At 37.2% G+C, this 24,863-nt stretch carries 21 protein-coding genes and 3 pseudogenes; 11 read left to right on the top strand and 13 right to left on the bottom strand.

Translation table 11 applies throughout. The features are described 5' to 3' along the window. Positions 1 to 6: 6 nt before the first annotated feature. The 6 genes and pseudogenes from PVV60_RS06295 to rpsF all read right to left on the bottom strand — a co-directional run. Positions 7 to 930 (bottom strand): annotated as a pseudogene (locus PVV60_RS06295) (DnaB-like helicase C-terminal domain-containing protein); the annotation flags it as partial. Positions 931 to 1,562: 632 nt separating this feature from the next. Then, complete coding sequence (locus tag PVV60_RS06290) at positions 1,563 to 3,053, bottom strand: replicative DNA helicase (protein ID WP_273723853.1); 1,491 nt, start codon at positions 3,051 to 3,053, stop codon at positions 1,563 to 1,565. A gap of 574 nt (positions 3,054 to 3,627) precedes the next feature. Continuing rightward, entirely contained in the window at positions 3,628 to 4,200 is a 573-nt protein-coding gene (rplI, locus tag PVV60_RS06285; RefSeq protein WP_273723852.1) for a 50S ribosomal protein L9, read from the bottom strand. A 25-nt stretch (positions 4,201 to 4,225) separates the two neighbouring features. Next, positions 4,226 to 5,206 (bottom strand): hypothetical protein, encoded by a 981-nt coding sequence (locus PVV60_RS06280; protein WP_273723851.1) that lies wholly within the window; start codon positions 5,204 to 5,206, stop codon positions 4,226 to 4,228. Positions 5,207 to 5,353: 147 nt separating this feature from the next. After that, on the bottom strand, positions 5,354 to 5,602 hold the full coding sequence (gene rpsR / locus PVV60_RS06275; protein WP_012754957.1) for a 30S ribosomal protein S18: 249 nt from the start codon (positions 5,600 to 5,602) through the stop codon (positions 5,354 to 5,356). Beyond that, entirely contained in the window at positions 5,602 to 6,009 is a 408-nt protein-coding gene (gene rpsF / locus PVV60_RS06270; protein WP_273723850.1) for a 30S ribosomal protein S6, read from the bottom strand. Before rpsF ends, rpsR begins: the two co-directional genes overlap by 1 nt. 329 nt (positions 6,010 to 6,338) lie before the next feature. On the opposite strand from rpsF, the gene PVV60_RS06265 reads away from it, so the two are divergent. The 7 genes and pseudogenes from PVV60_RS06265 (at position 6,339) to gmk (ending at position 12,749) form a co-directional block, all read left to right on the top strand. Beyond that, complete coding sequence (locus tag PVV60_RS06265; RefSeq protein WP_273723849.1) at positions 6,339 to 6,926, top strand: undecaprenyl-diphosphatase; 588 nt, start codon at positions 6,339 to 6,341, stop codon at positions 6,924 to 6,926. 77 nt (positions 6,927 to 7,003) lie between these two features. Further along, a complete protein-coding gene (gene fabD / locus PVV60_RS06260) occupies positions 7,004 to 7,948 on the top strand; it encodes an ACP S-malonyltransferase (RefSeq protein WP_273723848.1) in 945 nt (314 codons plus the stop codon). Positions 7,949 to 7,966: 18 nt separating this feature from the next. Then, a complete protein-coding gene (fabG, locus tag PVV60_RS06255; RefSeq protein WP_273723847.1) occupies positions 7,967 to 8,704 on the top strand; it encodes a 3-oxoacyl-[acyl-carrier-protein] reductase in 738 nt (245 codons plus the stop codon). A gap of 262 nt (positions 8,705 to 8,966) precedes the next feature. After that, positions 8,967 to 9,203, top strand: coding sequence for an acyl carrier protein (locus PVV60_RS06250; protein WP_004860281.1), 237 nt, complete (start codon positions 8,967 to 8,969; stop codon positions 9,201 to 9,203). 100 nt (positions 9,204 to 9,303) lie between these two features. Then, the gene (gene fabF / locus PVV60_RS06245; RefSeq protein WP_273723846.1) at positions 9,304 to 10,566 is read left to right on the top strand and encodes a beta-ketoacyl-ACP synthase II; all 1,263 of its coding nucleotides are present in this window, start codon (positions 9,304 to 9,306) and stop codon (positions 10,564 to 10,566) included. A 96-nt stretch (positions 10,567 to 10,662) separates the two neighbouring features. Further along, positions 10,663 to 11,772: pseudogene (mltG, locus tag PVV60_RS06240) on the top strand (endolytic transglycosylase MltG). A gap of 299 nt (positions 11,773 to 12,071) precedes the next feature. Further along, positions 12,072 to 12,749 (top strand): guanylate kinase, encoded by a 678-nt coding sequence (gene gmk, locus PVV60_RS06235; RefSeq protein WP_273723844.1) that lies wholly within the window; start codon positions 12,072 to 12,074, stop codon positions 12,747 to 12,749. A gap of 30 nt (positions 12,750 to 12,779) precedes the next feature. Here gmk and rsmA read toward each other — a convergent pair whose 3' ends face one another. From rsmA to lptF, 6 genes are all read right to left on the bottom strand, one after another. Continuing rightward, a complete protein-coding gene (gene rsmA, locus PVV60_RS06230) occupies positions 12,780 to 13,610 on the bottom strand; it encodes a 16S rRNA (adenine(1518)-N(6)/adenine(1519)-N(6))-dimethyltransferase RsmA (RefSeq protein ID WP_273723843.1) in 831 nt (276 codons plus the stop codon). Continuing rightward, positions 13,601 to 14,614, bottom strand: coding sequence for a 4-hydroxythreonine-4-phosphate dehydrogenase PdxA (gene pdxA / locus PVV60_RS06225; RefSeq protein ID WP_273723842.1), 1,014 nt, complete (start codon positions 14,612 to 14,614; stop codon positions 13,601 to 13,603). The genes rsmA and pdxA overlap by 10 nt, the downstream gene beginning before the upstream one ends. Beyond that, positions 14,614 to 15,570: a peptidylprolyl isomerase gene (locus PVV60_RS06220; protein ID WP_273723841.1), complete on the bottom strand. Its 957-nt coding sequence runs from the start codon at positions 15,568 to 15,570 to the stop codon at positions 14,614 to 14,616. The genes pdxA and PVV60_RS06220 overlap by 1 nt, the downstream gene beginning before the upstream one ends. Positions 15,571 to 15,679: 109 nt before the next feature. After that, entirely contained in the window at positions 15,680 to 18,040 is a 2,361-nt protein-coding gene (locus tag PVV60_RS06215) for an LPS-assembly protein LptD (protein WP_273723840.1), read from the bottom strand. Continuing rightward, positions 18,041 to 19,132, bottom strand: coding sequence for an LPS export ABC transporter permease LptG (gene lptG / locus PVV60_RS06210; protein ID WP_273723839.1), 1,092 nt, complete (start codon positions 19,130 to 19,132; stop codon positions 18,041 to 18,043). It abuts the gene before it with no gap. Beyond that, on the bottom strand, positions 19,129 to 20,319 hold the full coding sequence (gene lptF / locus PVV60_RS06205; protein ID WP_273723838.1) for an LPS export ABC transporter permease LptF: 1,191 nt from the start codon (positions 20,317 to 20,319) through the stop codon (positions 19,129 to 19,131). The genes lptG and lptF overlap by 4 nt, the downstream gene beginning before the upstream one ends. A 401-nt stretch (positions 20,320 to 20,720) precedes the next feature. Here lptF and PVV60_RS06200 point away from each other — a divergent pair, with 401 nt between their 5' ends. Together PVV60_RS06200 and PVV60_RS06195 are read left to right on the top strand one after the other, a co-directional pair. Continuing rightward, on the top strand, positions 20,721 to 21,167 hold the full coding sequence (locus PVV60_RS06200) for a DNA polymerase III subunit chi (protein WP_273723837.1): 447 nt from the start codon (positions 20,721 to 20,723) through the stop codon (positions 21,165 to 21,167). Between the two features lie 165 nt (positions 21,168 to 21,332). Beyond that, positions 21,333 to 21,593: a hypothetical protein gene (locus tag PVV60_RS06195; RefSeq protein WP_273723836.1), complete on the top strand. Its 261-nt coding sequence runs from the start codon at positions 21,333 to 21,335 to the stop codon at positions 21,591 to 21,593. Here PVV60_RS06195 and PVV60_RS06190 read toward each other — a convergent pair. Further along, positions 21,590 to 22,879, bottom strand: a complete 1,290-nt coding sequence (locus tag PVV60_RS06190) for an MFS transporter (RefSeq protein ID WP_273723835.1) — start codon at positions 22,877 to 22,879, stop codon at positions 21,590 to 21,592. The two genes, PVV60_RS06195 and PVV60_RS06190, sit on opposite strands and share 4 nt — an antisense overlap. A gap of 570 nt (positions 22,880 to 23,449) precedes the next feature. On the opposite strand from PVV60_RS06190, the gene PVV60_RS06185 reads away from it, so the two are divergent. Next, positions 23,450 to 23,572, top strand: a complete 123-nt coding sequence (locus PVV60_RS06185; RefSeq protein ID WP_273723834.1) for a hypothetical protein — start codon at positions 23,450 to 23,452, stop codon at positions 23,570 to 23,572. Positions 23,573 to 23,932: 360 nt separating this feature from the next. Further along, positions 23,933 to 24,863 (top strand): annotated as a pseudogene (locus PVV60_RS06180) (DUF6990 domain-containing protein); the annotation flags it as partial.

Genomic DNA, 24,863 nt, shown 5'->3' with positions numbered 1-24,863 from the left:
GTTGATTTAACCAATTTGCTCTGGAAGATAATCAATATCTTCCAGGTCGCTGAATCGTGTGAAATCAGATTGAAAGGCAAGGGGCAAGATTCCTGTCCGCCCATGGCGCTGTTTTGCAATAATAACATCAGCTTTTCCAAAAGCTTTGTCCATTATTTCTTGCCATTTTGTATGTTCCAAAGTGCCTAGCTTTGGTTCTTCATTTTTGAGATAATATTCTTCACGATAGACAAATAAAACGATGTCGGCATCTTGCTCAATAGAACCAAATCCACCTAAATCTAAAAGTTTTGGGCGTTTATCTGTTCTGTTTTCAACTTGATGTGAAAGTTGTGAAAGAGCAATAATAGGGATATTTAATTCTTTGGCTAATGCTTTTAATTCTGCAGTGATTTCTTGAATGCGATATTCAGATGTGTATTTTAAATCACTTGTCATGAGTTGGATATAATCAATAATTAAGACATCTAAACCATGTTTTTGCTTGAGACGCCGAGCACGGGCAGCCAGTTGTGAAATTGATATTCCTCCAGTTTGATCAATATAAAGTGGTGCCGTTTGTAGTTGGTTCACGGCACGAATAATTTTTGAAAATTGTTCATCTGAAATATTACCACGCCGAATATCAGAAGAAGAGATTTCTGTTTGTTCAGAAATAATACGTGTTGCAAGCTGTTCGGAGGACATTTCAAGTGAAAAGAACCCTACAATGCCACCTTCATTTTCTTGGATATTGGCATTACGATTATAAGCATTGGCAATATTAAAGGCAATATTGGTAGCTAGTGAGGTTTTACCCATACCAGGGCGGCCTGCAAGGATAATTAAGTCAGATGCTTGTAATCCTCCCATTTTTTCATCAAGTGTTTGAATGTGAGTGGCTATCCCTGATATTTGCGAAGAGCGTTTTTTTGCAGCACTTGCTATATCAATAACTCTTTTGATTGCATTATCAAGACTGTTAAATCCACTATCACAGTCTTCTTTTTTTTCTAGCATAATTATATACCTTTTCTTTGTTAGATATCAGTTTTTATGCAATTTTATATCAAAAATATTTTGCATGTTGTAAATTTTTCTTTGTACTGTAGTATTTAAAACACAGCTTGTTTTTTTATATGCGGTAATTAGGGTAGTTTTTTTTCAGATAGATTAGAAAATATTTTTGTTTAAAAATTAGGGATTTTTCTATGAAGAGGAAATCTTCTGATATTTTCATAATAGCTTGCCGTACACAATAGCAGCAATTATTTTTAAATTTAATAACGAGAAAATGGGTGTCTTGCAAGAAGGAGACTTTGTAAAAGAAGGAACAATATAGCAAGGTTTAAATTAGCTATGGATTTTAATATATGTACCCCACTTATAACATTGTTAAGAGATGTGTTATCATTTCATTCAAGAGGAATGTTATTAAATAGCAAATAACGGAGGCTAGAATCATTGAAAATAATTCTTTGTAAGAAATTTCATTCTTGATAAGAGCTACATTTTTTTCTAATGAGAAGAATGGTTTAACAATTTTGGCAGATAAATTGAATACGATTACGCGCCATGTTGATTTAACCAATTTGCTCTGGAAGATAATTGCTATCTGCCAGATCACTAAAGCGTGTGAAATCAGATTGAAAGGCAAGGGGCACGATCCCTGTTGGTCCATGACGCTGTTTCGCAATAATAACATCAGCTTTTCCCATAATTTTATCCATCTCATCCTGCCATTTTGTATGTTCCAAAGTGCCTAATTTTGGTTCTTCGTTTTTGAAATAATATTCTTCACGATAGACAAACAGAACGATGTCGGCATCTTGCTCAATTGAACCAGACTCACGTAAATCTGAGAGTTGTGGACGTTTATCTGTTCTATTTTCTACTTGGCGTGAAAGTTGAGAGAGAGCGATAATAGGAATATTCAATTCTTTCGCTAATGCTTTTAATCCTGTGGTAATTTCTGTGATCTCTTGAACACGATTCTCTGATGAACGCTTTGAACTGCTTGTCATGAGTTGGATATAGTCAATAAACAAGATATCTAAACCGTGTTGCCGCTTGAGACGCCGCGCACGGGCAGCTAATTGCGTAATTGATATTCCCCCAGTTTGATCAATATAAAGTGGTGCCTTTTGTAGTTGGTTCACCGCACGAATAATTTTTGAAAATTGTTCATCTGAAATATTACCACGCCGAATATCAGAAGAAGAGACTTCTGTTTGTTCAGAAATAATACGCGTTGCAAGCTGTTCTGAGGACATTTCAAGTGAAAAGAACCCTACAATGCCCCCTTCATTTTCTTGGATATTGGCATTACGATTATAAGCATTAGCAATATTAAAGGCAATATTGGTAGCCAGTGAGGTTTTACCCATACCAGGGCGTCCCGCAAGGATAATTAAGTCAGATGCTTGTAATCCTCCCATTTTTTCATCAAGTGTTTTAATATGGGTGGCTATCCCTGATAATTGTGAAGAGCGCTTTTTCGCAGCACTTGCCATATCGATAGCTTTTTTGATAGCCTCATTAAAATTTTCAAATCCACCTCCATATTTCCCTTTTTCTGCTAGCTCAAATAACTGATTTTCAACAGTTTCAATTTGTTGGGTAGGCGTGAGCTCCACAGGAGCATCAAAGGCTGTATTGACAACTTGAGTTCCAAGGTTAATCAAAGACCGTCGGATAAAAAGATCGTAAATGACGCGTCCATAATCTTCAGCGTTAATAATAGTGACTGCCTCTGTGGCTAAGCGAACAACATATTGGTATACAGTAATATCTCCAATTTTTTCTTCCATTTGGATATAGGGCTTGATTGTAACTGGATCTACACATTTTCCTGTTTTAATAAGGTGAGATAAAACATGATAAATTTTTTGATGCAATGGTTCAAAAAAATGTTCTGGTTTTAGAAAATCTGAAACGCGGTCAAGAGAATCATTGTTGATAAAGATAGCACCAAGCAATGCCTGTTCAGCTTCAATATTATACGGAAGTTGCCGAAAAGAAGGAGAATCTTCTTTTTTTGAAGAGCCTACATTAACAACGTTAGTTTCTTCCATAATATTTTTCCACTAAAAATCTAAGTCTAGCTACTTTAGGCGATAAATTGAAAATCGTATAATTAAAAGAATAGAGCGACAAATCTTCATTTTAAGTTAAGATTATATAATTTTTCAAACCCCTCGTTTCGTTGCTCATTGATCATTTGTGTATTATTTATGTTACGTCTATCTATTTTATTTTATAATACGTGATTTTAAAGTGGAAGTTTTGGTACTCTAAATTTAAGTATTTTGAAGTTACATGACCTTAAAATTTCAATATCTGTGTAAGCAGAATTACTTTTTTATAACTGAAATTATTTCAGATCATGTGAGGATACAATCAACTTACCGTTCATACAAGCCTTACCCTTAAGGGGAGAGCTTTAAATTATTTTTGCTTTATATACTGGAAAAAAAGATATTTCCTCTTAGTGATATTATTTATTCTCAGCATGTAATGCCTTTAAATAATATATTTCTAATTCTTTCATAAAAATTAGGTTCTTTATGTGTGATAGCCATAAAATACTCAGTTTTAAAGTGTGAGTATTTTATGAGCAATATTTAAAACAGAAAGCAAAAATAGCAATTAAGCTTCTTGATGAGAACTGTTTATATCGTTGTCATTAATTTCTTCTTCTAATAATTCTTCTTGAATATTATATATTTCTTTAGCCGAAGTGAGAGTTTCACCTTCTGCTTGGCGTTGTGCTTCACTGGTAGAACGTGCAACATTAATAATCACAGAAATTTGAACCTCAGGATGTAAGCTAAGAGTGATAGTGTGAAGACCGATCATTTTTATTGGATGGTTAAGTTCTATTTGATTTCTTCCAATAGAAAAGCCTTCATCTATTATAATTTCAGCAATATCACGTGTTGACACAGAACCATAAAGTTGTCCTGTTTCACCAGCAGAACGAACAACAATGAATGATTGGCCATCAAGTTTTTCAGCAATTTTTTGCGCTTCGCTTTTGCGTTCAAGATTACGTGCTTCAAGTTGTGCACGTTGTATCTCAAAATGTTTTTTATTGGTTTCATTCGCGCGTAAAGCTTTACCTTGAGGCAAGAGAAAATTACGTGCATAACCATCTTTAACTGAGACAATATCACCCATCTGACCAAGACGAGGAATGCGCTCAAGTAAAATAATATCCATAGTTTTTCCTTTCGAACAAATAAATTTAGTGGAGTTTTTTGCGTGATTGAAAATTGTATTGAATAGCAGCCCAAATTCCCATCAAAATCATCATGAAAGAAATAGGTGGAGTAAAAACAACTGTTAAAATAGCAATATAAACAAGAGAAAGTATAATAATCCGACCGTTTACCCCTTTTGTAATATTGTGAAGATATGCTAGACCGCTAATTAATATGATAACAGTGTATGCAGTACTAAAGACACAGGCACTCAAGTTAAGAGAAGCGCTCAACTCAACCATCGATGCTATGCAAACAATAATGAAAATAACAATTCCAGAAATTGGAAGGCGGAGAGTTTGGCTCCAATCATCACGGGGTCTTTTCAGCCATTTCATGTGTTGTGCTGCTATCATGGAAAAGTAAAGGTTACCAATGAGAAAAACCAAGCTATAAATAGTCAAAGAAACAGCAGTAAAAGTTGCTGTATGCGTTATTAAAAACTCACTAAAAGGGCGTATATCGGCTTCTTTTATTGTCTGTGATTGTTGCAGAGTTTGTACTATGTTTTCGATGATTTTTTTTGCAATGAAGGGTGTGGAAGGACGGGTTTGAACATAGAGCCCAATGAAAGTTGCTATAAGAGCGATAAAATTAGTTAAATGAAAAATAACCGATGATAATGGATACCATATTAGTTCGTTTTCTTTTTGCGCTGGACGTGCAAGCCCAAGAAGCCAAGAAGTATAGACAGCAGGAAGGAAAAATAACAACATAAAACCAAGAGCAATATAGGTATTAGTGGTCACGATAAGAACAACAGTGGCACTTATGAGGGCAATGAGACTGGCTAATGTTCCTTGACCGAACGCAACAATAGAAATTGGCAATGAAAGAAAGCAGCCAAGAAGAAGAGAAAAAGGGGGTACGACATTTGCAACACTGATGATTGCCATTCCTATCACAACAGCAAATAATCCTGCCAAAATACCGGTTAATATCTCATAGGTGCGATCTTTTTTCATTTATTGCTGTCCTGCTTTCTGCAGTTAGGGGCATGTCAATACCCCAACTTTAACATTCAATAGCTTAACATAGGATATAACAAGCTATTTTAAATCATATAAGAAAAGCAACTGGAGAAACTCTCCAGTTGCATAGCGCATTATCGTTTACTTTATAACGTACGGAAGTAAGCCTAAAAAGCGAGCACGTTTGATAGCATTAGCTAATTCACGCTGTTTTTTCTGACTAACAGCAGTAATCCGTGAAGGAACAATTTTCCCACGTTCGGAAATATAACGCTGTAACAACTTGATGTCTTTATAATCAATTTTGGGAGCATTGGTCCCTGAAAAAGGACATGTTTTACGACGACGATGAAAGGGGCGACGTGCAGAGTTTTGATTAGTATCAGTCATCATTCTACCCCTTCTATAGCATTTTCACGTTGACGACGTGGAAAACGAGGACGCTCTTCATCGTGTCCAATATGACTATTGCGATCAAGGTGTGAGAGCATAGCAGATTTTTCTTTTTCGTGTTTTTCTACGCGAATAGTCATATAACGCAAAATATCCTCATTGATGCGCATCTGACGCTCCACTTCAGCAATTGCTGAAGCTGGTGCATCAATATTGACCAAGACATAATAAGCTTTACGGTTTTTACGAATACGGTAAGCAAGAGGACGAAGTCCCCAATTTTCTATACGCCCAACTTTTCCACCATGCGCTTCAATGACACCTTTGTAGAGACTCAAAAGTTCATCAACTTGCTGCGGTGCAATGTCTTGTCGGGCAAGGAACATATGTTCATAAAGAGCCATTGTTTTGCCTTTCTTCAATTAAATCTTACCGGTTTTAGCGCAAAGCCCCTGCGACTTGTCTTTTTGGGAAATCCAAAGAAGAAAGGACGCGTTTACAATTTGAGACATCCGAGAGCGGAGACACGGGAGGCCGGAAACATTGTATTTCCTACTGATATTTTACAGCCCTCCGTTCAACCTCCAGCTAAAGTGCCGGCAACGAATATTTCATATCTACAGGTTATCTTTTAAAATAGCAAGTTTATGCACATAAAAAAATTGATTTGTTAAATCTTGATATATTTCCCTCTTCTATAAAAAGATAGTACTGTAACATAAAGGAGAGAAAAATGGACTTTTTAAACCAGATTGATGTTACACTCTTTAAAATGTTTGTCGGCAATCATCAAGCTTGGTCGATTGTGGTTTCGTTTAGTATTTTTTGTGCAAAGTTTTTAATTTATATTATTCCTCTCCATCTTTGTGCGTTGTGGTTTTGTGGTGGGAAGAGGGAACGAGGTGTCGTGCTAAGCATTTGCATGAGTATTTGTGCGGCTCTTTTCACAGGTTATCTCATTTCTCTTTTTTATTTTCGTCCTCGCCCATTCGTGGTAGGGTTGACGACATCGCTTATTCAACATCGTGCAACAGCTTCTTTTCCTAGTAATCATGCTTTGACTATTGCGTCTTATGCAGCTAGCTTTTATTTTTACCGATACAAAGTTGCTTTTAAATTTGCCACGGTGTTTTTGTGCTTAATCTGTTGGGCGCGCATCTTTGTGGGTGTACATTATCCCTTTGATATTTTAGCAGGTGCAATTTTAGGAAGTCTCATAAGTTTGGGTGTTATTCAGTTTATAGCCCCCTATTTTCCTAAGTTTTTATATCAAATTCCGCCCTTAAAATATAATTTTAAGTGTGGTATTCGTTTTAAGTAAAGGGCTTTATCTTGATTTGTGCGGATGAATAAGGTCAAAAGAAAATAATTTAATTGTACAATTTTAGGAGTTGATAAATGGGTGCAGCTTTTATTTTTCCAGGGCAGGGGAGTCAACTTGTTGGTATGGGAAAGGCGCTTACAGAGCAATTTATTGCCGCACGGATGGTTTTCGAGGAAGTTGATGATGCTTTGGGTGAGAAATTATCAAAGATCATTTTTGAAGGACCAGCAGATGTTTTAACGTTAACAGCAAATGCACAACCGGCATTAATGGCTGTATCCATGGCGGTCATTCGTGTGATGAAACAATTAGGGCTTCGTATAGAAGAAAAGGTAAGGTTTGTTGCTGGACATTCTTTAGGCGAATATTCGGCTCTTTGTGCTGCTGGTACATTTACTCTCACAGATACGGCAAGACTTTTGCGTATTCGTGGCAATGCTATGCAGGCTGCTGTCGCGGTTGGTGAAGGTTCTATGGCAGCACTGATTGGTTTGGAAGAGCACATTGTGGAAGAAATTTGCGAAACTGTTTCTGGAGAAGGACTATGTCAGATTGCCAATGATAATGGTGGTGGGCAAATTGTTATTTCAGGTAAAGCAAAAGCAGTGGAGGCAGCGGTAGAGATTGCATCAACAAAAGGTGCAAAACGTGCACTTCTTCTTCCAGTTTCTGCACCTTTTCATTCATCTTTAATGCAACCTGCTGCTGATGCCATGAAGAAAGCACTTTTGACTGTTAACAAAATGCCCCCTATTGTTCCTTTGATTGCCAATGTTTCTGTTGCACCTGAGAGCAATCCAGAGCGTATTACTACTCTTCTTGTTCAACAAGTGACTGGGAGGGTGCGGTGGCGTGAAACGATAGAATGGATCGCTGCTAATGGGGTTGATACGCTTTTTGAAGTTGGTTCTGGAAAAGTATTAACAGGTTTAACGCGCCGTATTAACAAGGATATAAAGGGAGTAACAATTGGAACAGTTGATGAAATAGAATCAGCGCTAGGCATACTTGGCGTTTAATCTATAAGGAGTAAAAAAATGTTTAGATTAACAGGGCGTAAAGCTCTTGTAACGGGGGCTTCGGGAGAAATTGGTGAGGCAATTGCACGCTGCTTTCATGCACAAGGAGCCATTGTTGGACTTCATGGAACACGTGAAGAAAAGCTTAGAGAAGTGGCAGAAGAATTAGGGCAGAATGTTTTTGTATTTCCCGCTAATCTTTCTGAACGCCAATCGATTAAACAGTTGGCTGAAGTTGCAGAGAGAGAAATGGATGGCGTCGATATTCTGGTTAACAATGCGGGAATCACTAAGGATGGTCTTTTTGTGCGTATGCAAGATAAAGACTGGGATGATGTTTTAGAAATTAACCTAACAGCAGCTTCTCTTTTGACGCGTGAATTAATACATTCTATGATGCGCCGCCGTTATGGAAGAATTATTAACATTACATCTGTTGTTGGTGTTGTGGGAAATCCTGGACAAACGAACTATTGTGCTGCAAAAGCAGGCTTGATAGGTTTTTCTAAAGCATTGGCACAGGAAATTGCTTCGCGAAACATCACTGTCAATTGTATTGCTCCAGGATTTATTAAATCTGCAATGACAGACAAGCTCAATGAAAAGCAAAAAGAAGTCATTATGGCTGCGATTCCAATGAAGCGTATGGGAAGTGGGCAAGAAATAGCTGCTGCTGCTGTTTATTTAGCAAGCGATGAAGCAGCTTATACGACAGGTCAAACATGCCATATCAATGGTGGAATGGCAATGATTTGAGTAATTTATTTTATTCCACATTGATTTATCAGTTGTATTATTTTAGATAGTAACGATTGAAATGGATAGATGCATCTATTTCTTTAACATGGTCGTTGATCAATTGATGTCGGAATGTCAGATTGGTTCATTTTGTAGGGGATATCCACAGGATGTTTTAAATCATTGCTAAAATCTTTTAAAGCAATGCATCTATTGCTTGATTAGATGAACCGATATAGTTAACCAAATTATAGGAAAATATAAATTCGAGGATTTCAACATGAGTGATACAGTAGAGCGCGTTAAGAAAATTATTGTGGAACATCTTGGAGTTAATGCTGATAAAGTTGTAGAAAATGCAAGCTTTATCGATGATCTAGGGGCTGATAGCCTTGATACGGTTGAACTCGTTATGGCTTTTGAAGAAGAGTTTGGGGTAGAAATTCCAGATGAAGCCGCTGAAACGATTTTCACAGTTGGTGATGCAGTCAAGTTCATTGATAAGGCTTCTGCGTGATTACTAAAGGGCAAAGGCATAAATTGCTTTTGCCTATATTCTTCGGAGCTCTTTTAAAAAAGAGCTTTGAGAGGTGAAGTTTAGTTCAAGGTTAGAAGTTATGAGACGTGTTGTTGTTACTGGTTTAGGATTGGTATCTCCATTAGCTGGTAATATTGAATATAGTTGGAAACGACTTCTTGAAGGAAGAAGTGGTGTCCGACGTATCACTGAGTTTGATGTGTCAGATTTGTCATGCCAGATTGCTGCGCGCATTCCCTTAGGGGATGGAACAGGGGGGACCTATAATGCTGATTTGTATATGGAACCTAAAGAGCAACGTAAAGTTGATGCATTTATTGTTTATGCAATGGCTGCTGCTAACCAAGCGCTTGCAGATGCCGAATGGTTTCCTAAGAGTGATGAAGATCAGATTTGTACAGGTGTGTTAATTGGTTCGGGAATTGGGGGAGTTGAGGGCATTGTTGAAGCTGGTTATACGCTTCGTGATAAGGGCCCACGTCGTGTTTCTCCTTTTTTTATTCCAGGTCGTTTGATTAATCTTGCTTCTGGTTATGTGTCTATTCAATATGGTTTACGGGGGCCTAATCATTCTGTTGTAACTGCTTGTTCGACAGGGGCGCATGCGATTGGTGATGCAGCACGTTTGATAATGTTTGGTGATGCAGATGTCATGGTGGCAGGGGGAACCGAATCTCCGATAAATCGGATATCTCTTGCAGGTTTTGCAGCTTGTAGAGCTCTTTCTACTTGTCGCAATGATGATCCTGAACGGGCGTCTCGTCCTTATGATGCTGATCGTGATGGTTTTGTGATGGGGGAAGGAGCAGCAATTGTTGTTTTAGAAGAGCTGGAACACGCCAAAAAACGAGGAGCGCGTATTTATGCTGAGGTTATTGGCTATGGTTTATCTGGTGACGCTTACCACATTACAGCACCTTCAGAAAGTGGTGAAGGGGCTCAGCGTAGTATGATGGCCGCTCTTAAGCGTGCACAAGTGAATGTGAGTGAACTTGATTATATTAATGCTCATGGTACATCAACGATGGCTGATTCCATAGAGCTAGCGGCTGTTGAGCGTGTTTTAGGGAATTATGCACCACAAGTATCCATGTCATCAACGAAATCATCTATCGGGCATTTACTTGGTGCCGCCGGTGCTGCTGAGGCTATTTTTTCTGTTCTAGCTATACGGGATAATATAGCTCCAGCGACACTTAATCTTGACAATCCATCGATTGAAACTAAAATCGATCTTGTACCACACAAACCGCGTGAACGAAAGATTGATACGATTCTTTCTAATTCTTTTGGATTTGGTGGGACAAATGCATCGTTGGTGATGCGACGTTTTAGGGGATAATAAGTATTTTTATTTAATTTCTGCTTTTCAGTTTTCTACTTTGTTATAAGGTGAATGAAAAATTATAATATTGTCCTTAATCGCTATTGAGGGGTTATGTCCGATGTGAAAAAAGGAAAATCATTAAAGGACGTAAGTGATTCCTCTTCGAATCATTGAGCAGATAGTTATGACATGTTAGTACATAAAAAACGAAAGAAATCATCTATCGTTCGTAATCCGTTGGTTATTCTCGGTCATTTTTTTCTTATGCTGATTGTGGTTATTCTTTTCGCCATAAGTATTCCTCTTTATATTGGAAAAAGTATTTTTGAAGAAAAGGGAAAAATTGAGGAAGAACAAATTGTTCTTATCCATCCTGGCACAGGAATTCGTGAAATTGCTTCATTGTTAGAAAAACGTGGTTTCATTCGATCATCGGATATTTTTGTTTATGGGGTTGGTTATCACCAAAAAACAACGCATCTGAAGGCTGGTGAATATTTAATTCCGGCTCATGCTTCGATGCAGGATATTATGGATATTCTTGTGAAAGGAAAATCTATTGAGTATACATTTACAGTACCTGAAGGTTTAACGGTTCAGCAAGTTTTCGATCGATTAGCTGCGAATGAAATTTTGATTGGAGACCTTCCAAAAATTTTGCCTCCAGAAGGCTGTTTAATGACAGATACTGTTCGTTTTATTCGGGGGACAACGCGTAAAGAGATTGTAAACAGATTGCGTGAAGGACAGACAAAATTAATTCATGCTATATGGGCTACGCGTTCACCTGATTTACCTATTAAATCAATTGATGAATTTGTTATATTAGCCTCAATTGTTGAGAAAGAAACAGGCATTGCAGCAGAAAGACCAATGGTTGCTGCGGTATTTTATAACCGCCTTACAAAGCATATGCGTCTTCAATCGGATCCAACAGTAATTTATGGTCTTTTTGGAGGAAAAGGAAAACCATCCGGTCGTGCAATTTATCGTTCAGATCTTGAGAAGGAAACACCATATAATACTTATAAAATTAATGGTTTGCCTCCAACAGCTATTGCAAATCCAGGTCGAGATTCTTTGAAAGCAGTGGCACATCCACCAAGCAGTGATGCACTTTATTTTGTTGCTGATGGTTCAGGAGGGCATGTTTTTTCTCGAACTTTAGAGGAACATAACATGAATGTTCGCAAGTGGCGAGAATTAAAGGCAAGACACTGAATTTATAATGATAACACATCTTTTTGCATCGTAAATGAGAATGCAAAATATAGTAAAAATTTTCTCTTTAAACTTTTTATGAGAATGATAAAAAATTATTTTCTTGTCTGTCACAAGTGGGATTAGCGTATGGATAAAAATATTTAAGAAAGCTGTGAATACATTGCTAATAACTTATCTCAAAAAAGAGCAGAATAACATTGAGAACTGCTAAGAAAACACATTGATTAAGGGAAAGGTTGAGATAATGTATAGTTCAAATTTTGGAGAAACATTTATGAACAAAGTAGAGTGATGTAATGACAGTCTTTGAAAGTAAATTGAGTGCGATAAAAATAAATCAACGCCGCGGTTTTTTATTTATTCTCTCTTCACCTTCAGGTGCTGGTAAATCAACAATTTCTCGATTACTTCTAAAAGATGGACAATTAGAGCTTTCCGTAAGTATGACCACAAGAAAAAGGCGTCCTAGTGAAGTAGATGGACTGCATTATCACTTTATTTCAAAGGAAGAGTTTGAATATAAGCGTGATAGAGATGAATTTATTGAATGGGCAGAAGTTCACGGAAATTATTATGGCACTTTACGTGAAACTGTTGAAAACGCACTAAGTACTGGCCGTGATATGTTATTTGATATTGATTATCAAGGTACCGAACAGTTGCAAAAAAAGATGCTAGGGGACACTGTATCTGTTTTTATCCTTCCACCTTCAATGAAAGAGCTTGTTTCGCGTTTACATCGTCGAGCAGAAGATAGCCAAGATATCATCAATTTACGATTGGAAAATGCACGAACGGAGTTAAAGCATTGGCGTTCTTATGATTATGTTGTGATTAATGAAGATTTAGATCAGTCTTTATCTTTTATTAAATCAATTTATTTAGCTGAAACCACAAAACGCGAGCGCTGTTCTTATCTTGACTCTTTTGTTGATGGGCTTATTGCTGAAAAGATCGATAAATGTCTTGATTAAAAAAGATTGCATAACAAAAAGTGCAATTTTTTAGAGCACGAGATGCGCTAAAGTTACAAATTCGGAAACCGAGAGCGTTTCAGCACGGCGCGTTCCATCAATTCCAGCTTTTTCTAACAATACTTCACCTCCAAGTGTTTTGAGATTTTGACGAAGCATTTTTCGTCTTTGTCCAAAGGCGGTTTTTGTGACGAGGCTTAGCTTTTGTGCAGAGCAGGCAAGAGGTTGTGTTCGTGGAATAATATGAACAACGGAAGAAGTTACTTTAGGTATTGGTATGAAGGCTTGAGGGGGCACATCAAAAGCAATTTTAGCAGTGGTACGCCAGCCAGTTAAAACACTAAGACGTCCATAATGAGTAGATTGAGGTTTAGCTGTAATCCGTTTGGCAACTTCACGTTGAAACATCAATGTCATTGATTCATAAAAAGGAGGCCATGGTTCAGTCAAAAGCCAATTTAATAAGAGTTGTGTTCCAATATTATAGGGAAGATTTGCAATAATGCGAGGTTTTTCTGGGCTTGTTTCAAAGAGTTTTGAGAAGTCTTGCTTTAGTGCATCATTACAAATAATTTTTAATTTTTTAGGATAGTGCTTTTCTATTTCTAAGAGAGCTGGTATGCAGCGCTCGTCGCGTTCTATTGCTGTTACAATGGCGCCCTTTGCTAGCAAGGCACGTGTGAGACCTCCAGGACCTGGACCAATTTCAAGAACAGGTTTTCCTTCTATATTGCCTGCGTGATGAGCAATTTTAGATGTTAAATTAAGATCAAAAAGAAAATTCTGCCCCAAAGATTTATGCGCTTGTAATCCATATATATCAATGATTTCACGCAGAGGAGGGAGATTATCTATTGGCATGGTATTAAACTATTTTCGGCAAGTTGATTTGCAAGTTTAAGAGCAGCAATAAAGCTTTCGGGAGAGGCTATCCCTTTATCAGCAATGTCAAAAGCAGTTCCGTGATCTGGAGACGTGCGAATAAAAGGGAGACCTAACGTGACATTAACAGTGCTATCAAAGTCTAATGTTTTAACAGGGATAAGGGCTTGATCATGATACATACAAATGGCAACGTCATATGCCTTTCTTGCGCATTCATGGAACATTGTGTCGGCAGGCAGCGGGCCTGCAATATTGCGTCCTTTCTTTTTAAGAAATTCAATAGCAGGAGTGATAACTTCAATATCTTCTTTTCCCATTGCACCTCCTTCTCCAGCATGAGGATTAAGACCAGCAACAGCTAGTCGGGGTGACGTTATTTTAAACCGTGTTTTTAAGTCACATTCAGTAATAAGTACCGTTTGAATAATTAAATCACGGGTAAGCTGTGAAGGAACATTTTTAAATGGAATATGAACAGTTATTGGTACTGTTTTTAATCGAGGTCCTGCTAACATCATAACTGGATGATAACATTTATGAAAAGCTTTATGGGCTAAATCGGCTAAAAATTCTGTATGACCTGGAAATTGAAAACCGGCATCATAAAGATTCTTTTTTGCAATAGGACAAGTGATAAGTGCACATGCATGGCCATTTTGAATCAATTGAACACAGCGTTGAATTGCTTCAATGATTCCAGCTGCATTATTCGATGAAGGTATACCTAATTGATCACTTTGTTTGTTTTTTAACGGTATGATAGGAAGAGCGTTTTGAAAATTTTTTACGGGATTATCGATTAGAACAGATTGCACCTCAACATCAATCTGTAAAAAACGAGCGCGTGAACGAATAACATCGGGATCAGCAAGAAGAACAAAAGGTGGAATTTGGCGCGTAACACGCAAATTCCACGCTTTTAGCACTATTTCAGGACCAATTCCGGCAGGATCACCACCGCTAACAATAAGAGCAGCCATTATGAATTTTGAATACGCGCCACTCGCCGCAACTCTCCTAAATATTTGTTGCTTAATTCTTCAAGTTTTTGCGGGCTTCTTTTTTTACTATCTTGAAGAGAAAATATCAGTCGAGCGACATAATCATCAGAAACTCTTTTTATTTTGCAGACAGCAATTGCTTCTATTCCATCAGATGTTTCTTGTAATTTTGTCATTTTTCCAGCAGGCGTTGCAAGAATAGCTTGTTCCCATGCATTGGGAAGTTGGGGCTCCAGAAACTTTCCTAAGTGGCGGATAGTAACGTCTAAAATACCTCTTGCTTGATTGTGAGCATTGGCACATCCACTGAAATGTGCGCGAAAATTACTTGCTTCTCTTTGACGTCTTTCAAAGATTTCTGAACGACGATGTGCAGGAATGACAAAAACAATTCGCTGTAATGTATATTCATTGGTTGAAGGTTTTACACCACCATTTTTTAATATTCTGCGTACAGCTTCTTGTTCGCTAATCATACCGGTTTCAGCTTGATAGCGTGCGCTAACAAGACGCCCCCATCCTATTTGTCCACGGATGTAATCTTTAAAGTGTTGCACAGTGATCTCAGTTTGGATCAGAATCTGGTTGAGCTGATCAATCGTCATATTATTTTGTGTCGCAAAATTCTCAAAAGCTCTATCAACTTCATCATTGCTTACTTCAATATTACGACGTTTTATTTCAATATTTTTTAGCTTTTCGTCAATAAGCTCTTTTTTAGCCTGTGCCACCAAATTGCCTTGCTTTTGTTGTAATCTGAGAAAAGCAAGGCGTCTTTGTATATCATAATTTGTGATGGGGCTGCCATTAACTGTAACAACAATAGAAGTCTGCGCAAAGACTGTCGGAATCAAAAATCCATTTATTAGCAGGCTGCTTACGCTCAAAGACGCAATATAAAATAAAGCAATAAAACGCTTTTTCAATTTATTCATGTAAATAGGCTTTCGCATTGTTTATTAATTCTCATCAACAACTTAAAATACACGCTTTCTTTTATAAAAACAATGATAAGTTAAATGACTGATACATTCCCTTTATAAATTAATCTATCTTTTTTCCGATATCTGCGATCGTACGCAATGAAAGAGAGAAATTAAAGTTTTGCAAGGGTGTTTTCCTGCCTGGATTCGTTACCTGTTGATAACCGAATGTTAACCCGAAACATTCATCCATATAACTCAAGCTAATTCCTCGCTTTATAAATGTACCAGATACTAAATCATAACCGGCGTTGCTATTAATGGACCAATAATCTGCCAATTTAAGTCCTGTTTGAAAAGAAATTTCTTGGCGCTCTTGAGAATATTCATAATCTGGTTGCTTTGCGATATAGGCATATTGTAGAGCCGCCCAAAAATTTTGCCATTTTTGTGATGCTTCGATTTCACTACGGCGGATTTTTCCTGTATTTTTGTCAAAGCGTCCACGCGTTTCTAAGGAAAAACCACTTTTATGGGTTGTACCAAACATTGCAACATAGTCTGAACGTTTTGCCTCTAGGCTAGAATGAATACCGACATTGACAAAGTCCTTTTCTGCAAAAGAATTCTTTCCTGCCAGATGAAAGGATTGTCCAACAAGACCATAAAGAGACCAATTGTCATTAAAGCTTCCAGAATATCTTAGACCTATATTGGCTCTCGTACCACCTTCTACACGATCATAACCAGAAAATTTGTCTCGTTGAAAGAGAGTGGTTGCATCAAAGACAAAGCTTTGAGCATCTTCATTAGGAATTTGTCCAATATATTGTTCATTATTGCGTATAAAAATTTGTGCGGTTGGTTCTATAATATGTGTAGAATGATCAGCTGTAATGAGGAAGGGATAGCGTAGTTCCAACCCTGCTGTTGCCATGCCACGAATTTTTGAACCATGAATTGCGGATAAGGCATTGTTGTCTATAGAAGCTGTATGATTTTTGTTTGCATTGATTGTAATGATATCAGCTCGTAGAGAGAGAAGGGGGGTTAAGATGAGTCCGCTGTGCGTGTTGATGCGCTTTTTCCACTGAAGCTCGTTTGTTAAACGCAAACTATTTCCAGCCATACCAGAAAGTCTTACTGTGTTGAGAGGGTTTCCGTTCTGGTCGGGTGAATTGAAGTCAGCATGACGACGATAAATTGATTGCATATTACTATGGAAGATAAGCTCTCCATTATAAATGGGTTCATCTGGTGTGAAAAAATAATCGATGCGTGGTAAGACCCAAGCTTGCCGAGAGTGACGTTCATAATGAGGATCATTCAATATTGAATCTTGAACTTTAAAATGATAAAAGCGCATATCAAAATAATTTTTTCCTGCAAGACCATTCAGATAGGCTTGAGAAAGTTGTGTAGGATTGTTATAGTTTTCAAGTTTATAGGCACGACTAAAATGTCGATCTGATTGTGCAAGAATATCCCATCCATAAGTCCAGTGTGAATTAATACGAAAATCCCCCTTTGTTGCCAGCATATAACGGTTTTTATGTTGGGCATCAATTGTGTCGTTATCGAATCTATGCGGTTTCATTTGATATATATGAGCAAAGCGAATGTTATAACGGCCTGTTTTTAAACGCTGGCGCCATTCCCCTTCGGTTAAAAGCCCTTGTTGGGTATAAACCGTAGAAGAAAGAGTAAAATCATAATGGGGGGCGAGATTCCAGAAATAAGAATTCTTTATCCCCATCCCGAGATAATCAGTATAAAAAAAATGAGGAGTAAGCAGACCGCTAGCTCGCCTGACAGTTGGATCATAGATCTCAAAATTTGGAAATTTTATAATTGGTACACCAAAAACTTCAAAACTGCTATTTTCAAACCGAATTTTTTTGACGCTATTATTCCATATGATCTTTCTTGCTTTAATTTTCCATAGGACGTCTCGATCTGGTTTATAAGAGCAAGGTTCACAGGCTGTATAGGTTGCATTTTCAAAGACTGTTATGTGATTGTTTTTGCGTGTAGCATTTTGGGCTGAAAAGTGAACATTGTTGGCTGTATCAATACGTAAGGCGTTTACAAAACCTTCGCCAAGATCTTTGGTCATATCAATTTGGTTGGAGTAAATTTTATTACCATCCTTTTGAGTAATTTCAACGTTCCCTTGTGCTATAAGCCGTCCTGTTTTTTGATTGTAAATAATTTTTTGAGCGACAACTTTATTGCCATCATATTCGATTTGGACATTACCTTGTGCAGAAACAGTGTTTTCATCACGATTGTAGATGAGTTCATCCGCAGAGAGCAAAAGAGGAGGTTCCGGATTTTGAAGGCGGCTTTGAGAAGGAGATAGAAGGCTTTGAGCGTGCGCACAATAAGACAAAGCACTTCCTAAAATAACCCCCATAACACTTTTAAAAGCGAGAGCACCTAATTTTGTTAAAATAGTTCTTTTTAGTGTTAATGCTTTCACTTAGCCATCCTCTTTATGAAGTAAAAAAGAGATTCCTAAGAATAACGCAATAACAACGGGAGTCCAAGCTGCAATAATTGGTGGAATATATCCAGCATTACCAAAAGCTTGAACAAGTACGGAAATAACATAAAGCATAAACCCAGCTATTACGCCACCAAGAATCAACATTCTAGATTGCCCAAAACGTGTAAAATTTAAAGATACAGTTGCTGCAATGAGGGTCATTGCCACAAGCAATGCTGGTAATGCAATCAAAGATTGGAAATACATATCAAAATTATTAGCAGAATAGCCAAATGAACGTGCAATCATAATTTTTTTGGGCAATTGGTAAAATGGAATAGTCGCGGGATTCACTAAACGTTCTGTTAAAAATTCAGGTTTTAGATTGGTTTTTATTTGCAACACGGTAAACTTTTCAGGAGGGTGCCCTATTTTATAGATTGTTCCATTTGTTAATAGCCAATATCCGTTAGTCAAGGTTGCTTTTGGAGCGTTAATCCAATTTTTGACGGTTGCGTTGTCATTGTATTGTACAAAGGTTGCATCGAGAAGAGAAAGTCCTTGATCGGTGATAGATTTGGCACCAATGGTTGTTCTGCCTAAATTTGTACGCTGTGTTAACCAGTGGATACCTGTATCATGAAGAGGTGTTAGTACATTGTTATTGCGCCACTCAGTCATCTTTTTTTCTGCTTGAGAAAATCCCCATGCAGCAAGTGGATTAATGAGAAGAATTGAAAATAATCCCAAAAGAAAAGCCCCAAAACAAGCTGGCATAAGAAATTGCCATGCAGAAACACCGATTGAACGAGTCACTACAAGTTCAAGTTTTTTGTTGAGCGAGATAAGTGTTGCCATTGCAGAAAAGAGTGCAATGAAAGGGATAAGTTGTTGCATGATAAAAGGGATGCGTAAAACAGAGAGGAAAAACGCATCTTTTGCTGTATAATGCGGAAGGGAAGATAGCCTACCGGAATTCTCTGTGAAATCAATTAAAAGAGCAAGAACAAAAATGCTTCCCCAGAAATAACAAGTTATCTTAAGATAACGTATAAAAAAATATCGTCCAAGTGTCCACCCAATCATGATATTTCATCCGAGGGATCTTGAGATTTTCGATGTTCAAATTTGTTCATCACTTTTTGAAAAGCGATTTGAAGTATCTCATTAACTTTTGTGGGAAGCCCAATTTTATGATTCGTTAAAAGCATAAAAAAGACAAATGCACTTGTTCCTATGGGCATAATATAAAGGAGAGGAACGTATGCAAGATCGTTCTTTGCTTTTTCTGCGAAAAAATATCCTATCCAATACACCAGAAAGGAAAGGGCAATTGCCGAGAGATTTGCGGAATGACGAGCTTGTCGATAGGAGCGTACATCCCCTGCCGTTGCTAATGCAATAAGTGAAAAAACAATAGGGTAGAGCCATTGCGTTAATCTGCGGTGAAACTCAGCTTTATATTGGAGTGGTTTTCGTTGATAGTAGGGATCTTTTGGATCAGGGTTTTGTAAATAAGAAAGAGACCGATCTTTTGGATAAAGAGTGGGTGCTTTATCACTGGGGAGAAACTCCCCTAGGCTAAAAGTATATGAGCTAAATTGAACGATTGAAACACTGTTATTTTGATGGTTGACTCTTTCTATTTCACCGTTATTGAGAACCAGAAAACTGCCGTTTTTATTGCTCACAATGGATGCATCTGTTGCATAATAAAAAAGATCAGTCTTAGGATCACGCTGGTCGGCAATGAAAAGGCGTTCAAGTGTTCCATTTGGATTTCGTTCGCCAATTTCTATGTAAAGGTTATTGGCGAGTTTTTGGAAGCTGCCTTCACTAATGAATAGATTAATGAGATCAAAATGAGCGCTTGCTAACATTTGTCGCATATGAAGACGCGCTTGAGGAACAACAAAATTAGCTATAGAAAAGGAGATACAGGATGCAACAATAGCAAGAAGAAGGATAGGTTTCCAAACAGTACTTTTAGGAAAACCAGAGGCATTTATGACAGCAAGTTCTGAGTCTTGATGCATTGCTGAGAGGATGGTTGTAACTGCGATCACTAATGCAAATGGAATGACAAGAAAAATAACAGAAGGAACCAATGAGAGTGAAAATTGTAAGACTGTGAGGAGTGTTTGTTTACTTGTTGTGAGAAAGTTTATCCGTGCGAGAATTTGTATAGTCCAACTAACGCCTACTGCTGCAATCATGACAGAACTAAACAAAACAAGGACACGTTTCAGGATGTAGAACTCAATAATACGCATAAATTGGGGAAAATCCTCAGTTTTTAATTCGATAGCAAATATTTTTACTGCTTTCGGTTAAAATGTAATAAAGTTTGAAAAAATATCCTTTCATGAATCGGATATTTTACCAAATAAATAATATAAAATTTTCTATGAGGTCCTCTTTAAATTTTCCGCACATTATATTTTATTTTCAACTATAGTCTACAAAGAATCTAGAAAAATCTAGAAAATAACTTAATTTTTTTTATTAACGTTGAAAATAAAAATTTTTGTCTTTTAAAGACACGTGCAAAAAGGTGATGCATCTCAGTCAAAAGATAGTTTATATCTTGAACCATTTCCTTTGTATTAGGGATATAGAAGTTTTTCTAAAAAGATGTTAGCTTTTTTATAAAGAATGATGAAGGCTTAAGAGGTTGGATATTTTATTCTATCATTTAACGCAGTCAACGCTGAAGGACATTTTGCCGACACTTGTAGAGCGTGCATTGGCTCGTTTTGGTAAGGTAACAATACAATGTGTAAGTGAAGAACAACGCGATTCTTTGGATATGCATTTATGGGTTTATGCGGATGAATCATTTATTGGACATGGAACTGAGTGTGATCAATATTCAAACTTTCAGCCTGTATTTCTTACGACAGGACAAGAAAATCCGAATGATTCAAAGATTCGTTTTCTCATAGAGGGAGCTGTTTGTTCGGATATTGATGCTTACCAACGGCTTGTCGTGATATTTGATGGTAGCAGTGCAGAGCAGTTGAATCTCGTTCGTGCACAGTGGAAGAAATATAAAATGGAAAATCATAATTTAACGTATTGGCAACAGACTGAAGATCGTTGTTGGGAAAAACAAGTTTAATGCGTCTCATCTCTCTTGTTCTGATTTTTATAGGATTGCTGGGAATAGTAAATCCAGCACTTTTTATTACGGAAGGCTCAGGGGGAGGGCGTTGGGTTTTTATTGTGATTTCTCTTTTAGGCATATTAAAGATATGGCCTACAATTAAAAAAATGAAACGGTATCATGATAATTGATCGAATTTTGCTTGTTTTATGGGCTGTGATATTGGCTTTTTTTTGCGTTTCGTGGTTGGGAACAACACATATCCTATCAGGAATGTTTACTGTTGCTTATATAAGCAATATTGCAGATTTTTTATTTTTCTTTTTGAGTGCTTTGTTTGCAGGAATATTGTGGTGGAAAATACCGCAACCTATGTCTTTAAAAATGAAACTGGCAGCATTTTTGCTGCCAGTACTTATTTTATGCTTCATTATATTTTAGTTGGATATTTCATCATCTGTAAATCCGACGAAGCAAATCAGTGAAATGAAAGAAGCAAAAAGCAAATAATAGCCGATATAAGATGTGTCAAAATGTTGTACCAGATATTCTGCAATATAAGGCGCAAGAGAGGCTCCTACGATACCTGATAAGTTGAAAGTAATAGAAGAACCAGTATATCGAATGGCTGTTGGATATGGTGAAGCCAAAACAGCACCAAGAGGACTGTATATCATCCCCATGATAGACAAACCGATAACAGACATTGCAAGGACTCCTGTAATTCCAGAACTTAAGAAATAAGGAATTGCAAAAGAATAGATACCGGTGATGATTGTAATCCAAATCATCAAAGTTCTGCGTCTAATACGATCAGCGAGTCTTCCAGTGATGACAGTAAAAATTCCACAAAAAACAGCACCAACAATTTCGACTTGAAGAGCTTGATAAAATGGCAATTGCAGATGGTTTGTTGAGTAGCTTAACAAATATGCAGTGACCAAGTAAAATAAAACAAACGTTGCCATACCAGAAAATATTCCAAGAAATAGGATTCGTGGACATTTTAAAAAGACATCAACGATAGGAACCTTGACACGTTCTTTACTTTCAAGAGTTTTTTTGAATTGAACAGTTTCATTGATTGAAAGACGGACCCATAATCCTATAATCATAAAAACAACTGAAGCAATAAAAGGAATGCGCCATCCCCAAGCTAAAAGTTCCTCATGATCAAGGAAATGCAACAGACCTAAATAAACGGCAATAGATAAAAATAAACCGATTGGAACGCCCAATTGGGGGAACATCGCATACCAGCCGCGCTTTTCTGGAGGGGCATTTTCTGTTGCGAGCAAAACAGCTCCTCCCCATTCTCCTCCTAATCCCATTCCCTGTCCAATACGGCACAAGGTTAAGAGAAAAGGGGCAAACCACCCAGCGGTTTCATAAGTAGGAAGAAAACCAATAATGACTGTTGAAAGACCCATTGTGAGAAGAGAAGCGATAAGTGTTGCTTTTCTTCCAATTTTATCTCCAAAATGTCCAAAAACAATTGATCCAAAGGGCCGGGCAAAAAAGGCTGCTCCAAAGATCAGGAAAGATTGTAAAATGGCAACCTGATCATTTTGTGTTGGAAAAAACACATGAGGAAATATGAGCGCTGCGGCAGTGGCAAAGACATAGAAATCAAAGAATTCAATTGTTGGGCCAATAAGGCTTGCAAATAAGATCCGACGAGGGGAGTTTCTGTTGCTTGTAGCTTTCATTTCTGAGTTTATAGACATGAATAGAATGTCCCTTTCAGTATATGACAAATCAAATGACGAGTTAACTGACTATAACTATAGAAATTTCAAATCAGTGTCGAGTCAATATTATGACACTTCGTTATATATTAGAACAAAGATTATGGATGATGAGTATGAAGAAGTATTCTATATATTATCCAAATTGAATAAAATAAAGACACTGCTTTAAATGCTGTAGAATATGGCAATAGGTGGACATAAATGCAGTTCTCATTCACATTGCTGTTTCCTTTAAAGCTTGATGCCATTTTTATCCATTAAAGAATCAACCTTATTCGCAGATCAGTGTTTAGTGTCTCAAAAGATTAAAAAATTTTTCATGGATGTAATTATAACACTTTTAAAGCGTATCTAAAGAAAATTAAATCTTTTAGTTGCGTATGCATTTTAAAACACATGGTGTATATCTGATCTGTCAGAGCTTAATCCATCGAATGCTTTGTTATCTTAAAAGATATGAGGTTGAGCAATTACATTATGTTGTTTTGATCTATGCACTTTTTTCTAAATGGGGAAATTTAAATTTGAAATTATGGAGTGCGAATAATGCAACGCAAATTTAAATTAAGTTTTTATGCATTAATGACCAGTGGTTTTTTTATCAAGATTGCGAGTGCAGATGGGGGCGATACCAAGAGAAAAGTTATTCATACCAGTAAGTATCAGTGAATATCTAGAAGAGACAAGAAAGTTGTTATTGGAAATGAGGGGATTAAAAGAAAAAAGGGGGGATCAAAAAGGATAGAGAATAAACAGACAGTAGAAGGAAGGAAGTCTTCAGAAGAGAAAAGGAAGGGATTAGAAAACCTATTCTTTGAAGTAGTCACAAATTCAATAAATAAGTGATGGTGCTACTGTCTATATTACGAACCGTGACTCTGAATATTCTGAAATAAATAGCTTTAAATTTGAAGATGCAGGCTATTCCATCAATAATACGGTTCAAGAAGGTGGAAAACTCTACATTGATGCAGTAAGTGTTAGCAGGGATACGACAATTGAGAGTGGCGGGATTGAGTTGGTACAGAACCTGAGCATTTGCAAAATCTTGATGAAGAATTAGAAGACTATGTGAAGCACGCTGTTGAATTTGCTGAAAAGCATCTGAGAATACTCAAGGAGCGAAAAGACACGGATGCGCGTCTTAGTCCACACGCTTTAGCGGTTTTTAATAAAATTGCTGAGCAATTAAAAGCGATGGGGTGGACAGTTTATCGTGATAAAAACTACGAGCGCAATGCTTATTTTATAAGCAAAGACCGTATCATCAATATAATGTATAACCTTCAAAGTGATGAAGAAGAGCCGATTGTTGCATTTAAGGCTTCCCTTTCAACACTTAGTTTTTCTACGGCTCATAGAGAGATTTTCTATAATATGCCTCAATATATAGCTCTCAAAGAGGCAGAAGAAGTTTATACGTTGTCTGGTGCTGAATTGGACGATGGCAAACTGAGGGAGATCTGTGCGGATATTCTTGAGTGGGCTGATAGGCAAAATACCAGCCAAATCATCTATGATTATGCTGCTTTGTCAACGGATAGTGAATCTTGCCTTGCAGAATGTCACCTTATAGCACTTATTTTGAGGTAATGTCAAAAAGCTCAAATCTTATAAGGAGAATTTTAGAAAGGGAAATCCTTTAGGTTTTGTGGAAGAAATCTCAAAATATAGAATTGATAATCTCCTCACTCTTGCACGGGGTTATCGAGCAGGTTTTCCGAAAAATGCACCGATTTTAAGCTTGGATCAGCAAACAGCATCTGTTGCTTCTAAAACAACTTCTGTTGAAGCGGCAGAAGAAGTAGATGAAGCAGATGACACTGATGATCGTCTCACCATGGAAAGTGCTCATGCACTTTTAAAAAGCCTAGGCTGGTCAACCGAGAAAATCAATGAAGATGACTATATGGCAAGCTATCAATTGGCTGATCGTGAAGTAGATATTCTTTATAACGAC

It is taken from the genome of Bartonella sp. AU18XJBT, assembly GCF_028618595.1.
Classification (GTDB): Bacteria; Pseudomonadota; Alphaproteobacteria; order Rhizobiales; family Rhizobiaceae; genus Bartonella.
This window is presented reverse-complemented; position numbering and strand designations above follow the sequence as displayed.